Origin of the sequence: Acinetobacter sp. P8-3-8, assembly GCF_000214135.1 — a bacterium.
Classification (GTDB): Bacteria; Pseudomonadota; Gammaproteobacteria; order Pseudomonadales; family Moraxellaceae; genus Acinetobacter.
In genome coordinates, this window is record NZ_AFIE01000018.1 from 12,970 (window position 1) to 29,922 (window position 16,953).

The 16,953-nt window shown below is 37.6% G+C and carries 12 protein-coding genes; 7 read left to right on the forward strand and 5 right to left on the reverse strand.

The window, feature by feature from the left end:
• Nucleotides 1-378: 378 nt before the first annotated feature.
• Complete coding sequence (locus tag GGG_RS0109395) at nt 379-1,617, reverse strand: DcaP family trimeric outer membrane transporter (protein WP_010114165.1); 1,239 nt, start codon at nt 1,615-1,617, stop codon at nt 379-381.
• 421 nt (nt 1,618-2,038) lie between these two features.
• Here GGG_RS0109395 and GGG_RS0109400 point away from each other — a divergent pair, with 421 nt between their 5' ends.
• From GGG_RS0109400 to dapE, 7 genes are all read left to right on the forward strand, one after another.
• Nucleotides 2,039-2,743: a nitroreductase gene (locus GGG_RS0109400; RefSeq protein WP_010114166.1), complete on the forward strand. Its 705-nt coding sequence runs from the start codon at nt 2,039-2,041 to the stop codon at nt 2,741-2,743.
• 286 nt (nt 2,744-3,029) lie between these two features.
• On the forward strand, nt 3,030-3,914 hold the full coding sequence (gene prs, locus GGG_RS0109405) for a ribose-phosphate diphosphokinase (protein ID WP_010114168.1): 885 nt from the start codon (nt 3,030-3,032) through the stop codon (nt 3,912-3,914).
• Nucleotides 3,915-3,964: 50 nt separating this feature from the next.
• On the forward strand, nt 3,965-5,461 hold the full coding sequence (locus GGG_RS0109410; RefSeq protein WP_010114170.1) for a nicotinate phosphoribosyltransferase: 1,497 nt from the start codon (nt 3,965-3,967) through the stop codon (nt 5,459-5,461).
• Nucleotides 5,462-5,819: 358 nt separating this feature from the next.
• Nucleotides 5,820-6,560 carry an NUDIX domain-containing protein gene (locus GGG_RS0109415; RefSeq protein ID WP_029574524.1) on the forward strand — a complete coding sequence of 247 codons (741 nt, stop codon included), beginning with the start codon at nt 5,820-5,822 and terminating at the stop codon, nt 6,558-6,560.
• A gap of 170 nt (nt 6,561-6,730) precedes the next feature.
• Nucleotides 6,731-7,576 (forward strand): DUF1853 family protein, encoded by an 846-nt coding sequence (locus GGG_RS0109420; protein WP_010114174.1) that lies wholly within the window; start codon nt 6,731-6,733, stop codon nt 7,574-7,576.
• Between the two features lie 128 nt (nt 7,577-7,704).
• Nucleotides 7,705-7,845 (forward strand): entericidin A/B family lipoprotein, encoded by a 141-nt coding sequence (locus tag GGG_RS0109425; protein WP_010114176.1) that lies wholly within the window; start codon nt 7,705-7,707, stop codon nt 7,843-7,845.
• Between the two features lie 167 nt (nt 7,846-8,012).
• Nucleotides 8,013-9,146, forward strand: a complete 1,134-nt coding sequence (gene dapE, locus GGG_RS0109435) for a succinyl-diaminopimelate desuccinylase (protein ID WP_010114178.1) — start codon at nt 8,013-8,015, stop codon at nt 9,144-9,146.
• Nucleotides 9,147-9,255: 109 nt separating this feature from the next.
• Here dapE and GGG_RS0109440 read toward each other — a convergent pair whose 3' ends face one another.
• The 4 genes from GGG_RS0109440 to GGG_RS0109455 form a co-directional block, all read right to left on the reverse strand.
• Complete coding sequence (locus tag GGG_RS0109440) at nt 9,256-9,723, reverse strand: hypothetical protein (protein WP_010114180.1); 468 nt, start codon at nt 9,721-9,723, stop codon at nt 9,256-9,258.
• Nucleotides 9,724-9,731: 8 nt separating this feature from the next.
• The gene (locus GGG_RS0109445) at nt 9,732-14,156 is read right to left on the reverse strand and encodes an Hpt domain-containing protein (RefSeq protein ID WP_010114181.1); all 4,425 of its coding nucleotides are present in this window, start codon (nt 14,154-14,156) and stop codon (nt 9,732-9,734) included.
• Between the two features lie 145 nt (nt 14,157-14,301).
• Nucleotides 14,302-16,371 (reverse strand): methyl-accepting chemotaxis protein, encoded by a 2,070-nt coding sequence (locus tag GGG_RS0109450; RefSeq protein WP_010114183.1) that lies wholly within the window; start codon nt 16,369-16,371, stop codon nt 14,302-14,304.
• Nucleotides 16,372-16,414: 43 nt separating this feature from the next.
• A complete protein-coding gene (locus tag GGG_RS0109455) occupies nt 16,415-16,951 on the reverse strand; it encodes a chemotaxis protein CheW (protein WP_010114185.1) in 537 nt (178 codons plus the stop codon).
• Between the last annotated feature and the right edge of the window lie 2 nt (nt 16,952-16,953).

Sequence of the window (16,953 nt, forward strand, 5' to 3'; positions counted from 1 at the left end):
AGTGACTTAAATATGAACTGAGATGCTGTATTTCAGCAACTTTAAAAAGAAACGTCGAGTCATGGCGTTACTCCAATTAATGATAAAAGATCGTTTCATCAAATAATGAGAAAAACAAAATATCGTGAAATCAAACAATGCTTAAAGGGTTACTTTGCACAAAGCGATCATCAGATCATTTGAAAAATTTCGGAAATCATCCATTTCCAAAAAGAGTACTTATTATCCCTTTTTTTTGATAAAAGTCTTCATTTTTTACAATTTTTTCTGTTATTTGGGTAAATTTAGCTTTAATTTCCAGTTTTACTAGCATAAAAAACCGAGGATTAATCCTCGGTTTTTCTGAACTCATTTTGTATATAGAAACTAAATTTCTATTTAGAAGTCATATTTCGCCATAACACCTAAACGGCTATCACGACCTTTTGCACCAGAAACAGTTTCACGCTCACCGTAAACATATTCAGTACCAAATGTGATTGGTTTAACTGGGCTATACATTACGTTTAACCAGCCTTGTTGCAATTTTTCGTTTGCAGATGCGCCTAAAGTGCTGTCATCATAGAATACAGCGCCATAACCTAAAGTACTGCGAAGTTTTGGCGTGATTTTATACGTTGCACCAACAGTTACTGCATCAAATTCAGTCAAATCAATTTCATCAGCAGATGTTTGTTGATAAGGATTTTCTGTGTAAAGGATATAGAAGTTATCGCCTTTTACATGTGAGTAATCAGCATTCAATACCAATTGATCGGTTACTTTCAGGTTTGCACCTAGACCTACACCCCAACCAAATTCAGTTGCATCATCAGCAGCACGACCACGAACTTCTTGAACTAAAGCACGGCCTGTAACTGTCGCTTGATCGCCAAACTTATGGTTGATTTTAGCTGTAGCAGCAGGTAAACGGTTTTCGTCACGACCTTTTTCTAAACCAACAAAGTACTGTGTATTTGCATCAATTTTGTCGCTATAACGAACCATTGGTGTACGTTTAGTACCAATACCTAATGGTGAGTTAAAGTCCATCATTTCTGGCTGAGTTTCAGTCGATACAAACGAAGACGTTGTTTGACCGAATAACCAGTTGTTATACGTTAAATATGCATGGCGGATACGAACAGTTTCACCTGAACCACGGAAGTCAATTTCAACTTTACCACCAACATTTGCGCCTTGAACTGGTGCTTTAAAGTCTAAACCGATACGTGAAGTTGTTGCAGTACCATAAAGTTTATCTTCATTTGCAGTATTACCGTTCAAATCAACACGGTTGATATCGTTGAAAATACCGTTTGGCCCACCTTTGAATTGATATTCACCATCAGCACGAATAAATCCGTAAAGATTCACATCTGCACCAGCTTTAGATTTTAAACTTGCCAATGGAGACGATGCTTGAGGTTGTGCAGCAACTTCAGCAAGACGAACTTGTTGCTGTTGTTGAACTTGTTGTTGCTGTTGAAGTAAAGTCTTAAGCTCTTGAACTTCAGCACGTAATTGCTGAATTTCTGCGCTGTCTGTAGCAGCCTGAGCAGTAGTTACCATTAAAGCGGTTACGGTTAATGCTAAGCTTTTAATGACAAATGACTTGCTGTTCGTGAATAGACCCATGAAATACTCCTAGTCTTATTTATGTTGTGCATCCGTACAATTTAATTTTTTAACCCCAATCATTTGCTAAAAAATCAAATTTTTGTTGTTTTCTTCAGTAGTTATTCAAACACCACATTCAAAAACATCGCACTTTTATGCCTGCTATTAAATTATGAAAGCGTTGAAACCAAGTTATAACTCAAAAGTAACAATTTGTGTATAATTCTTACACTGTTGTAATCTAGCGTAACTCAACCCCTTTATTAAAATCAGTTTTACCGAATAAAAGTTTATTTTCAATTCTTTTTTCAGATTAGTATTTCTATAATCGTTATATAATCTGTAGTTTAGAGAATTTTATAAGATTTTTAAAATTCGCTTATACGACTATCGTATTATAGTTTAAACAATGGGAAAAGCCATATAAATCGGAGTTTTTATGAGTTCGGAACAAACTCAGGCAGTTGACCAAGCCATTAGCAGTCGTCATTCAGTACGTGCTTTCTTAAATAAAGCAGTGGATACTCAAACCATTAAAGATATTTTAAACGTAGCTTGTCGAGCACCCTCTGGGACAAATACCCAACCGTGGAAGGTCTACGTTGTCACTGGGACAAAACGTCAAGAAATGATTGACCGTGTTTGTGCTGCACAAATCGAATTATTTAACCAACCTGAACTTACAGCACAATATCAAGAAACTTTCCCTTATTATCCAGAAACTTGGATTTCACCTTTTATTGATCGTCGTCGAGAAAATGGTTGGGGACTTTATGGTCTTCTTGGGATTCAGAAAGGTGAAAAAGAAAAAATGGCAGCGCAACAATTGCGTAATTATCAACTTTTTGATGCCCCTGTCGCTCTATATTTTACTGTGAATAAAGCCATGGGTATTGGCTCTAAAATGGACATTTCCATGATGATTCAAAATGTCATGGTCGCTGCAAAAGCACGAGGTTTAGACACCTGTCCACAAGCAGCATGGAATCATTTCCATACCATCGTTTTAGATGTTTTGGATGCACCTGATGACGAAGAATTAGTCTGTACTGTAGCATTGGGTTATGCAGATCCGGATCACATCGTAAATACATTTATTACACCACGTGAGCCTGCTGAAAACTTCACGATATTTTTGGACTAATTTTTTAGATTTGAAATATCGTGTGTAAAAGGCACATTTAAAAACAAATCCAAGAAACAAATAAAATAGCATTCAAGCGGATAAGAATTAACTTCATATCCGCTTTTTTATGCCCTATCAATAAACTATATACAAATAAAACAATGTATTACTCCACAGTCAATGTATCTATACCAAGCACAACTCTCATCAATATGTAATTTTATGTAAATATACACTTGCCATATATAATGTCTTTATGACACCATATATGTATTGGCAATAAGCCACTTTATAGAGATATAAAATGTCTATTCAAGTAAAAGATAGAAATAACGAAAATGTTGCAATCCAAATGATGCAATTTGCAGGTGGTGAAAGACATGTTCAAATTGATGCAACCAGACTAAAACAATTAAAAGGTCAGGTTTTCATTCATACACAACTGAATAGCAGTCAAGACTTGATGGACTACCTACTCATAGAAAATGTTTTGTTAAATCAAGGCTTAGAACTACATGTAGAAATGCCTTACTTTCCTTATGCACGCCAAGATCGTGTTTGTGCAGCAGGACAAGCTTTTTCTTTGGACATTATGACGAAGCTATTGAATATCAATACAGAAAAATTTCCACAACAACGTAAATCGCTCACTGTATGGGATGCACACAGTGCAGTCACAGAAAAACTACTCAATGAAAATACTCATTTTTTTAACATTGAGAATGTTCAACCCAGTGAAATTATTTTGCATGATTCAAAACTGACTGACATTTTAAAAGCTGAAAATACAGTTTTGGTTTGCCCTGATGCAGGTGCAAAAGCGAGAACAGCAAAAATCGCAACAGCGATTAACCCTTTACGCAATCAAACAATTGAACTGATTTATTGTGAGAAAAAACGAGATGCTTCGACAGGAAAAATCATGAATTCTCATGTGAATGCGACAGATTTAACCGGAAAAACTGCCGTGATTTGTGATGACATTTGTGATGGTGGTGCAACTTTTATTGGCATTGCTGAGGAATTAAAAAAACTCAATTGCCAACATGTGATTTTATATGTCACTCACGGGATTTTTAGTAAAGGTATGCAAGTCTTTGATGGTCTTGTCGATCAAATTTTTACTACAAACAGCTTAGCTCAACAGCAACATCAAAACTTAAATGTCATCCAGTTTTGTCGTAACTGATCACGTTAAACATTAAAAATGAATGAAATATTGAAACTTGGAGAATAACAATGAGCTTTAAAATAAACCCTTTAAATGCAATCGATTTTTATAAAGCAGACCACAGACGCCAATATCCTACTGGTACAGAATACGTATATGCGAACTTCACACCACGCTCTTCACGCTTAGCCAATATGTTGCCAGATTTTGACGAAAAAATCGTTTTCTTTGGTTTACAAGGATTTATACAGCATTTTTTGATCGAAACTTGGAACGAAGGCTTTTTTCAGCAAGATAAAAACAAAGTGATCACAGCTTATAAACGCCGAATGGACGGTGCATTGGGTGATGGTGCTGTTCCTGTTGAACACATTGAAGCTTTGCATGATTTGGGCTATTTACCTATTCGCATCAAAGCATTGGAAGAAGGTCGTCGAGTTAATATTCGAGTTCCTGTATTGACGATTATCAATACATTGCCTGAGTTCTTTTGGCTGACCAATTATTTAGAAACTGTGCTCAGTGCTGAACTTTGGAAAAGTTGTACTACTGCAACGATTGCTTATGAATACAAACGTCTGCTTACTGAATACGCATTAAAAACTGGTGCACCTCTCGATTTTGTAGCTATACAAGGACATGATTTTAGTAGTCGTGGCATGAGCGGTATTTATGATGCAACACAAAATGGTGTTGGTCACTTAACCAGTTTTATCGGTACAGACGCTGTATCTGCTATCGACTATGCCGAAGAATACTATGATGCAGATGGTGTCGTTGGGGTCTCTGTCCCTGCAACTGAACACAGCGTAATGTGTATGGGAAGCGAAGAACAAGAAATTGACACCTTCAGACGTTTGATTTGTGAATTATATCCTTCTGGAGTGGTGAGTATCGTGTCTGATACTTGGGACTTTTGGAGAGTGATCACTGAGTTCACAGTCGAACTTAAAGATGAAATTTTAGCACGCCAAGTCAATGCTTTAGGCTTAGCAAAATTGGTTTTTCGCCCTGACTCAGGTGACCCTGTTAAAATTATTTGTGGTGATCCAGAAGCTGAAATCGGTAGCCCTGCTTATAAAGGCGCAGTGGAATGTTTATGGGAAATATTTTCTGGAACTATCACTGAAAAAGGCTACAAAGTTCTCAATGAACGTGTTGGGCTAATTTACGGCGATTCAATCACATTAGATCGTGCATTGAGTATATTGCAGGGACTGGAAGCCAAAGGTTTTGCATCGAATAACATCGTATTTGGCATCGGTAGCTATACCTATAATTATTTGACACGTGATACTTTTGGTTTTGCAGTCAAAGCAACTTGGGGGCAAGTAAATGGTGTATCTCGTGAATTATTTAAAGACCCGATCACCGATTCAGGTGTAAAAAAATCTGCCAAAGGCTTATTACGTGTTGAGCAATCTGAACATGGTTTTGTCTTGTTCGATCAACAAAGTGTTGAGCAAGAACAACAAGGTGAGTTAAAAACAGTATTTGAAAATGGCAGTTTAGTGCGCAGATGTAATCTAAACGAAATTCGAGAAAGAATTGCAGCATATTTATAATGCTCATCCAATCATAATTTTTATCACTCTCTATCTATGAGCACCTCTATCTCTTGGTCATCATCATAGTCCCTCTGTAAAGAGGGACTATTCAGCTTAAATAGCTAAATCCTTAAATATATAGACACTATGAACATGTAAAAACTGAAGCTATTAAAGGAACAATGAACATGTAAAAACTGAAGCTATTAAAGGAACAATGAACGTACAGAATCAACAATTTTTCAATGAATGTCTTTACAAATCATTCAATGAATATATTTATCAATGGTGTTTTTAAATTTCTACTTGGCGGATTACCCTCACCCTGTAATAATCTTACGACCTATTTCATTTAAAAAATCAAGTGAGCCGAACTGTGATATTTACTTCTGAAAAGGACTTTCTCTCGAATTACAATAAGAAGGATTATGAATCTCCACTCTTAACCGTGGATATGGCTATTTTCTCTGTCGATGCAGGACAACTGCAAGTTTTACTGATCAAGCGTTCTAATTACCCACAAAAAGATAAATGGGCTTTACCCGGTGGTTTTGTCAATTTGTCACATGACCCTGACCTGATGGCATCAGCACATCGTAAACTCGTTGAAAAAACAGGAATTCAGTCCCCCTATTTGGAACAAGTGGCAAGTATCGGCAATGCCACACGTGACCCAAGGGGTTGGTCTGTGACTGTTTTGTATTTTGCTTTAATCGATTTTAAAGAGTTTCAAAAAAATGCAACTGAGCAAACTGAATATAGCGAATGGATTTCGATCAGTGAAGCCAAGACATTAGATTTAGCTTTTGACCATTTGCAACTGCTAAATTTGGCGGTTGAACGTTTGACCAATAAAACTCGCTATACGGCTTTACCTGTAAGTTTAATGCCAAAATTATTTACGCTCACTGAGTTACAACAGATTTACGAAATTATTTTAGGACAACGCTTAGAAAAGAAATCTTTTAGACGCCGTATGCTTGAAGCTGGTGCAGTTGAAGAAACTGATCAATCTAAAATAGCAGGCAAACGCCCTGCCCAATTGTATAAATATGCTTTAGAAAACTATGATTTTCATTTCCCACGTACTTTAGAGTATCCAAGAGAAAATCATTAGTTTGTTTTTTTGAGCTAAAAAATAGTCTGGACAATACCAAATGTTATCAATATTAAACGTTATAAATGATACATTGATTACGCATTGAGACGGATAAGCTCAACCGTACATGCTGCTTACTTCAGCATGAAATCAAAACGTATATTCTTTAAAGGAAGTCTAAAAACGATATGGACACTTATTTTGAACCTTGGCTAAGTTATAAACACCCAATCGTTCGACAACTTGCGTTCTGTATTGCCAGTCCTAATATCATTCAAAGCCTTCCTCAAGCATTAACAATTAAAAACCCATTTGAATTACACAATTGTCAATTTTGGCAGCAGCAATATCATCTTTATCAAGATAGATTAACTGAATTAGATCAAAATCCTGAACCCTTAATCCTATTTTTGCAGCAATTAAAAAGCACTAGACTCGGTCTCCGTTTTGAATATCTATTTTGGTTTTGGCTACAAGATGAAGCCAATCCACATTTCAAACTGATTCAACACAGCATCCAAATCATTGAAGGAAAAAATACTTTAGGCGAAATTGATTTTTTAGTTTTGAACCTAAAAACACAACAGCTTGAACAATGGGAAGTCGCTTTAAAATATTATCTAGGCGAAGCAGATTTGAGTCTGCCCAATTGGTATGGTCTAAACCGTAGCGATACTTTATTTCGCAAACTCAATCATTTTTCAGCTCAACAATTTCAGTTTACACATGCTTTAGATTTGAAAATTGAACAAAAATTTGCAGTGATGAAAGGACAACTTTTTACGCCCCATTCCACAGAAACTGCAACACTTCCTGCTTGGCTCAACCCTACGAGAAGAATTGGAACATGGGGGCATCATATTGATCAAAACTTATATCGCCTACAACGACTCGAATGGATTTGTCCGAACTTAGAACAATCGTCACCTGCGGCACAATGGTGGTGTAATGGTCTATATCACAATATCGAATCACAAGAGTTTTACATGTTTCGTCAAGCAACTTTGCTTCATTCAAAATCATTTACACTGTAAATAATATGTAATTTTTCACATATTTATATACATAGCTTAACCAATTGTCTTATAAAAAATCATATTTCTATAGCGGATCATTCATTAGACTTGAAAAACATCAGAATAGATTACAAATGGAGATGTGAATGAAAAAAATTTTAGCTGCTTCAATGCTTGTTGCATTTGTTTTAACAGGTTGCAACACTTTTAAAGGTGTGGGTAAAGATGTTTCTAAAGCAGGTGATGCTGTAACGAATACTGCTGAAAAAGCTGAAAACAAAATGTAATTTTTATGATTACATGATGGTTTAGTTAGACAATTAAGCTCAATCTTCTGATTGAGCTTTTTTATGCAAATTTACAATAGTTTTAAAGCTTCTGATGCTTTTGTGTTTTCTTTCAGTTTTATCTTCCTCTATTATAGCGCTCAATTTACTTAATTTGACCGCCATCGATGAATCATTCGGATACCCTAGACCTAAGTTTACAACTTCTACGCCAACCTTCTGTCACTCCTGTTGATCATAACTGCCAAACCATCATGGCAGAGCGTTTAGCAGCGATTGGTTTCAATATTGAAAATATGCGTTTTGAAGATGTTGATAATCTTTGGGCAAGACGTGGTACGCAAGCTCCTGTATTTTGTTTTGCGGGTCACACCGACGTTGTTCCTACAGGTCATTTAGATGCTTGGCATTCCGATCCATTTTTACCTGAAATACGTGACGGTAAACTATATGGACGTGGCAGTGCAGATATGAAAACTGCTTTAGCAGCTATGGTTGTTGCTTCTGAACGTTTTGTGAAAAAGCACCCAGACCACAAAGGTTCAATTGCTTTTCTGATTACATCAGACGAAGAAGGCCCTTCGATTAACGGTACAGTTAAAGTAATCGAAACTTTAGAAGCACGTAATGAGAAAATGACGTGGTGTTTAGTCGGTGAGCCTTCAAGTACGCATACGCTTGGGGATATCGTCAAAAATGGTCGTCGTGGCTCACTCAATGCTGTTTTAACAGTAAAAGGTAAACAAGGTCATGTTGCCTATCCACATTTAGCCATTAACCCGATTCATATCGCATCGCATGCGATTACTGAGCTATGTGATACGGTGTGGGACAATGGTAATGAATACTTCCCTGCGACTTCTTTCCAAGTTTCGAATATTCATGCAGGTACAGGGGCAACCAATGTTGTTCCAGGAACAATGACCGTCACCTTTAACTTCCGTTATTCAACAGAAGTGACTGCGGATCAATTAAAAGCACGTGTTTTAGAAATTTTAGATCGAAACAATCTTGAATACGAAATCAAATGGACGCTTTCAGGTTTACCATTTTTAACCCCTGTTGGCGAATTGGTGAATGCAGCAAAAACTGCAATTAAAAATGTTACAGGAACTGAAACTGAGTTATCTACCAGTGGTGGTACATCTGATGGTCGCTTTATTGCCCCTACAGGCGCTCAGGTACTTGAATTGGGTGTTTTAAATGCCACCATTCACCAAATCAATGAACATGTGAATATTGATGAATTAGAGCCTTTGGCTGAGATTTATGAACAAATTTTGATAGAGTTACTTGCTTAATACAGTTTTAAAATCAATTTTGAACTAAGTTAAAAAACAAAGGACGCTTCAAGCGTCCTTTGTTTTGATCTTATATGAATGACTCAGTTGATTTTACTGTTGATTGCACTCAGGCACTGACTGATAACCCAATCTGTTGCTGAATTTGATCTAAGTTCGGCACATGATAAATTCTTTCACCAATTTTTACATGCTGTAAAACGGTTTTATCATTAGAATTATTTTCTGCATCAACCACTTCAGAAATACGCAAACGAATTGAAGTCGGCATCTCATTGCACATCAAAGCAAAATGTTCATCCGCTTCCTCGCCTTCAATGATTAATGCAACACCTAAGGTTTTCTTAGGATCGCTAACACTAAACGTCGGTAATTTCTTTTCATGCCATTCAACAGTTTTTACATGCGTTGGACTATCCTGAGCAGAAAGTACGATATTTTGTGGTAACAACATCGGTGCTTTCTTATAGCAATCAATAATATAGGCATCGATAAAACCAGTAGACACAGTAATAAGATGTTGTAATTCCTGTGCACTAATTTTATCAATGGCAGACTTTTTAATATCTTTAGCCATGATTCCTCCTATTTAACTGCTAATAAAGCATCAATATTTTCTAATAAATCAGCTTCTTGGAATGGTTTACCCATGTAATTTGTCACACCTAAGCTGAATGCACGCTCACGATGTTTTTCACCAGTTCGTGATGTGATCATAATAATCGGTAAATCACGATGTACTTCATGGTGGCGTATCAAGTTGGTGACTTCGAAACCATCCATACGTGGCATTTCAATATCCAACAACATCAAATCAGGCTTAACATTTTCAAGCTGTTCAATTGCATCAACACCATCTTTTGCAGTGATCACGTCAAAACCTTGTCGCTCTAACAGACGAGACGTAACCTTACGTACAGTCACTGAGTCATCGACAATCATAATCAAACGACGTTGATCACGATGACGTTGTTTATCTTGATGCGCATTCAATGCATGACTACGTGTTGAAGCTTGAACTTGTCGTGCGATACTTTGACCGTCCAAAATCAAGCACACTTGACCATCACCTAGAATCGTTGCCCCTGCAATCACGTTTACCGTAGCAAATTGTGATCCGATTGGTTTCACAACAATTTGTGAACGAGAGCCAATTAACTGATCAACCAGAATCGCAATCGATTGTCCCATACTGCCTTTAATCAATAACACAGGCAATGAATGTCCAATACCATGCAAGCGTGGTGCAATTTGATTGGCCGTGTATTCACCTAAATAACGTAATTTATAACGTTGGAAGTCGATGTCGAAATAGTCATTTTGACTTTCAAAGAATTCTTCCAATGCCGCTGGAGAAATACGAACAATACGGTCAATTTGCGACAATGGTACAGCAAATTGTTGATCGCCCACTTTCACCATCAAGGCGTCACTTACTGCTACAGTGGTCGGTACGCGAATGGTAAATGTTGAACCCTTACCTAATTCTGAGCTTACACTCACCTGTCCGCCCAGTAGTTTGATCTCGCTCTGTACAACATCCAAGCCAACACCACGGCCTGAAATCTGTGTCACTTGTTGCGCTGTACTAAACCCAGGATGGAAAATGAATTGTAAAATTTCTTCTGCGACTAACGCTTGGTCAGCACTGATTAAACCTTTCTCAACCGCTTTAGTACGAATGATTTCAGGATTAATACCTTTACCGTCATCACTGAATGAAACCAGAACATCAGTTCCTTGACGGGTAATATTTAAATCAATCTGCCCTGTTAGTGACTTACCTAGCTTTTGACGGACTTCGGTGTCTTCAATACCGTGGTCAATCGCGTTACGAAGCATATGCTCCAAAGGCGAAACCAATTTTTCGAGAATATTACGATCCAATTCACCTTCAGTATTGTTCACCAAAAGTTCAGTCGGTTTGTTCAAAGCCGAAGAAGTTTGACGTACTAAACGCTGTAAACGAGGTAATAAACGAGAGAATGGTACCAAACGTGTACGCATCAAGCTTTCTTGAATTTCAGCTTGAATACGTGACTGTTGTAGTAATAAACCTTCTGTATCACGGATTTTTTCAGCCAGAGTCGTCTTAAAGTCGACCAAGTCAGATGCAGATTCCGCCAATGATTTTGACAATTGATTCAGCGATGAATATTGGTCCATCTCTAATGGGTCAAAGTCTGCATAGCGTGAACCTAAATCACCATGTTTGGCAATAATTTGAGATTCTAATTCGCCTTCCATTCGACGTAACTGATCTGCTAAACGCTGAATGGCCAATTCCATATCCGTTAGGGTATTTCCTAACTGACCAAGATCCATTTCAATACGTGAACGGTTGATTGCATTTTCGCCCGAAAGATCAATCATCTTCTCAACCAAATCAGCAGAGATACGAATCATCTCATTACTGGTTTCAGTTTTTTCAGAAAGATCCCACTCACCTAACATTGAAGGTGGTTCAGTACCATCACCGTGAATGAATTCACTTTCAGCTGTATCGAAAATCAAATTGGTACGGGACAATTTATCTGGAAGTTGTGCAGAAACATCCACATATTCAATGTTATGTAGTTTTGCTTTTAAGCCATCAAAATTATCATAATGGTGCTCAAAAATTGCTGAGTCTAACCAATTAAAGGTTTTCTCGAGTAAGCCGTCATAGACATTCGAATTAAAATTATGCAAACCGAATTGTTCGAAAGCATTTTCTAATTCATAAGCAATGTCAGCTACCTGATCCAATTTCACCATCTTCGCACCACCTTTTAAGCTGTGCGCAATACGTTGTAATTGGAGCAATAGACTACGGTTGCTACGTTGTTCAAACCAATGAGATAAAAGTCTTAAACCATCATCAATCAGTTCACGTGCTTCTTCGATAAAGGTTTCTTGAGCAATCAGCTCAGCTGGATCCAAATCAACATCAGCAGGCTTTTGTTCAACGACTTTTTGATCAGTTGCAAGGACAAGATCATCTGTATCTGTTATAGAATCAACTTCAACCAAATCGTCAACTACAGTGGTAAATTGTGGCTGTAGATCTGCTGGCGTTGTTGTATTTTCAGTTTCAGAACCTTCAAGTTGTTGATCAATATTTTGTAGAACTTTGAGAATGTGATCTGCTGGATAATCAATCGATTTCTCACGAATCAACTGAATACGGTCTGCTACATCATCCTGAATCAAACGAATAGATTGAACGATTTGCGGAGTAACATTCAATTGACCTTTGATTACTCGCTCATAAATTGTTTCTAACTCATGTGCAATCAAACCGATATGCGTCGCTTGCACCATATTTGCACCACCTTTTAGGGTATGCAAATAACGCATTAAATTATTCAACGCTGTCGTATCTTTAGGATGACTAGACCAAGTATTTAGGTCTTGATCCATCTCAACCAAGAGTTCATCGGCTTCTTCAATAAAGATATCAAGTACGTCTGCATCGAACTCTTTTTGACTGTACTCGGAATCAATGTTTTGCTTATCTTTACTGATTTGAGTAGAAACAAAATTACCAACTGATTCAACTGGGCTTGCTTCAAGGCTTGCAACAGCAATAGGCTGCTTATCATCTGCCTGAATAAGCGTACTTGCATCAATTTCTTGATGTAGGTAATCATGTAATTCAAGTAAAATCGCTTGTGTGCGTTCATCTAAAATAACACGTTGCCCTGAAGCTAAAGTATCGAATAAATGAATGAATTCTTGATGAGCTTTAGCGAAAATTTCAAATGCATAATCTGTATTTAATAAAGCATGTTGCTTCAATACTTGATCATAACCATCCTTCAACGCCAAGCTAAACTCATGAATCCCTTGCGCTGCACGATTATCAGTATGCTCAATCAGCAATTGTGCTTGTTGGCTGAGCTGTTGGAAATATTCAGGATATTCAGCTTGTGCACGCTTTTCAAACTCAAATTCAGCATCCAGCAATAAGTCAATTTCCAAATCGACCAGTTGAGAAACCAGACCAACTTGTTGTTCATTTTCATGCTGATATTCATTTTGGAAGTCGTAACGATCCCAAGCTTCATTAAACTTCTGATAAATATTTTGTAGCTCTAAATCATCATGGCCTTTTTGTTTAAGCACATGTAAATAATCGCTGACAAATTCCGCATAATGCGTCAGTAAAGTATTTTCATTGTTCGAGGATTCAGTATCTTCTTGAACCAATATTTTAAATAATTGCTCTACCTTGCTACTGGCTTCAAATACATGGCTCACATGCGCCATTGAAGAGCTACCACGTAAGGTATGTAAAGCACGAATCAATCGATTATATTGCTCAGGGGTATGCTGTTCTAAGTGTAAAAACTCATTAATAACAGCCAAATGATCTTCTGATTCTTCAACAAAAATAGCCAATGTTTCAGAAATTAAACTGTCATCCGAGCTGAGTTCCACGGCGACTGGAGCAGTCTGTTCAATCGCAACGTCAACAGTTTGAGAAGCTTCAAGCGCATCATCCAACTCTAAACCTGTCGTCACTTCTGCATTGTTTAATGTTTTAGACAACGTCAATAAATCTTCAAGCGCAGGCTCTAAACTTTGTTTTTGTTGTAATTGTTGCCCCAAAAGAACCAAGGGTGCCAAACTAAGATGATGAGCTTTTTTATTTACAAACTCTGGATAAAGTTTAAATTTATAAACATTAAATACAGCATCTACATACTGCTGAATTGTTGTTGTCAGTTCTAAATTTTTTGCAATAACGCGATTTAAAGTATCTTCAACAGTCCAAGCGAGCTCACCTGATTGCTTTGCCCCCACCATACGACCAGAACCTTTGAGCGTATGGAAATAACGGCGAACATTGACCAATTCTTCTGCTTGAGCGCTTTCAGTTTTCCATAGACCAAGCGAACGCTCTAACATTTCAAAAATTTCTTCGAGTTCTTCTACAAAAATTTCTAAAATTTCATCGTCCTGATCAAGATAAGCATCTTCAGGTAAAGTGACATGTTCCACTAAATTTTTTAATATTTCTTTCATAGCTTAGGCTTCTATGTTAGTTCCCTTCTATGGGACTAAAACCTTTAAACATTCAGTCAGACTGAATAACTTTAGAAGGCTATCATTCCTCTATGCAATATCTACTTTGCAGTAGATATTGCGTGTATATAGAGTACCAATCGTTTTATTCAGGTAATTTAAAGTCTGAAACAGATTGACGTAATGAATCCGCCATGTTCGCCAATTCAGAAACCGAACGTGCAGTATCAAACGTAGCACCTGTTGTTTGTGAAGTAATTTCTTGTACGACATTCATCGTATTTGCGATATGACCTGCAGAAGCAGACTGTAATTTCGCAGACTCAGAAATACTCTCAATCAATTTCGCCAAGTTACTCGATACTGTTTGAATCTCATCCAGTGCAACACCCGCATCTTTCGCAAGGTTCGCACCACGTACAACTTCTGAAGTGGTTTGTTCCATCGAGATTACAGCTTCGTTAGTATCTGTCTGAATCGTTTTCACCAGTGTTTCGATCTGTTTTGTCGCAGACGCTGAACGTTCCGCAAGACGCTGTACTTCATCGGCTACCACGGCGAAACCACGACCAGCTTCCCCTGCCATCGATGCTTGAATTGCAGCATTCAATGCCAAGATGTTTGTTTGATCGGCAATATCGTTAATCAGCGAGACAATGTTACCAATCTCTTGAGAAGATTCACCCAATCGTTTAATACGTTTAGATGTTTCTTGAATCTGCTCACGAATGGTATCCATACCTTCAATCGAACGGTTTACAACATTCGCACCATTTGATGCAATTTGTACTGAACGTTGTGCTACTTCTGCTGACTCAGCAGCATTTGCAGATACGTCATCAATCGACTGTGCAATTTCATTAATCGCAGTCGATGCGCCCGCAATCTCTTGCGCTTGATGCTCAGATGCTTCAGCAAGCTGGTTGGTAATCTCTTGCGTATTTTGCGTATATTGCGCAACTTCTTGAGACGTTTCATTGATTCGAGATACAAGGTCACGTAATTGGTCGATCGCGAAGTTAATCGAGTCGGCAATCGCACCTGTAAAGTCTTCCGATACCGTTGCATATGAACGCAAGTCACCGTCTGCTAAGTCAGCAATCTCGTCCAGTAAACGTAAAATCGCGTTCTGGTTACGGTCATACTCATCCTGTAAGCGAGTTACACGAACTTTATCTGACACACTACGTAATGAAAGCAATTTGAATACTGCAAATAAGAAACCAGCTAAAGCCAACAATAAAACCAATGCAGGTAAAACTGTTCCAACACCCGTATTCACCGAAAGACGGTTTAAACTCGTTAACAAAGTATCCGATTCAGCAAAAATACTTGAAGCAGCTTGGCGTACTTTGAAAATTTGGTCTGAGTTTTTTAATACCGAAGTCGATGCCAACTGAACAATTTCATTATAGTCAGATTTAATGCTTTCTAATGATTCACGTAATTCAGGCTGATCAATACGTGTTACACCTAAATCCGCATTACCATTTAGTTGCGCATTCAAATACGTACCAAAAGTTTCAGTATCAGCGTTAAAATCTTCTGCTGACGCACGCGTATTATCAGAACCACCTAATACAGAACCAATCGAACGTAAAATACGTTCTGCAATAAATACTTGGTTTTTCGCAATAACCACCTGCGTACTTGGCATGTTTTCACGTGCCATTTGGTCAACCATTAAGTTGTATTCAGCCTGCATCCCTGGGATCGCATCTGCAACTGCAATGTTGGTGTCATATAACTGGTTAATGATTTTTTGATTTGATGAAATCTGATCGATATCACCAGAAACCTTGCCCCAAATTTTTTCAATATTCTCAAGCTCTTTAGAAGACGAGTGAATATCTTTTACAACATCCAAGTTTTCTTGGAATTTTTTCTGAGAAGCAACAAGTGCCTGAATCGATTCTTTAGAACCAGAGTCTGTCGCATCTTTAGCTTGACGCGATAATGTTTGAGACAAAAGTTTTAATTCACCCAAACTACGAGTTAAGTCGTTATTTCGAGGAACCGTGTAGAACAAAATTAAAAGTACAATAAGTGCGATCACAATACTGACGATCGCCATTTGAATGAAAGGCTTAGATTTATCGCTTTCTCCAAATAACTTAGCAAACTCATCAATTCTTGATTTCGTTTTTGTTAATACGCCCGAACTACTTTTTTGAGCAGTATCCCCTGTATTTTTCTTTTTTAGTTTAAAGCCCATTCAGCTTCTCCCGATTCGCTTAACTCTTAATTAGGCGTCAAAGCTAGTTTATAAATTTTTCTGATGCATTCATGTATTGAGGATCATTCAACAAACGACTAAATAAGAACACGTTCCATGCTTGATTGTGCTGTTGGAAATATCCTTGACAATACGATTGAAGATTTTCTTCTAAATGATTATTTTTAGAAAAAAAACCTTTTTTATTAAAATGCTGAATCCCCAAGACTTGATCTACGACCAAACCGACATAATGGTCATTATGGCTAATGCATAAGACTTTTTGAGTAGGTAAAAATTGGCTTCTCTGCCCCGTTAAATAAAAAGCCAAATCGGAAACTGACAATAACCGTCCACGAATATTCGCTAAACCTTTCACCCATCCCTGCACATTTGGAACGGGTGTATATTTCGGCGGGTATATAACTTCCGAAACCTCCCCTAATGGTGCAACAAAATATTGCCCCATCATTTCAAATGCAATGCCTGACCATCGATTTACTTCACTGTCGCTGTCTGCGTAATTTTTATTGCCCCGCTTTGACAGTCGAAGTAATTCGATAAATCCATTTGCTGCCATAT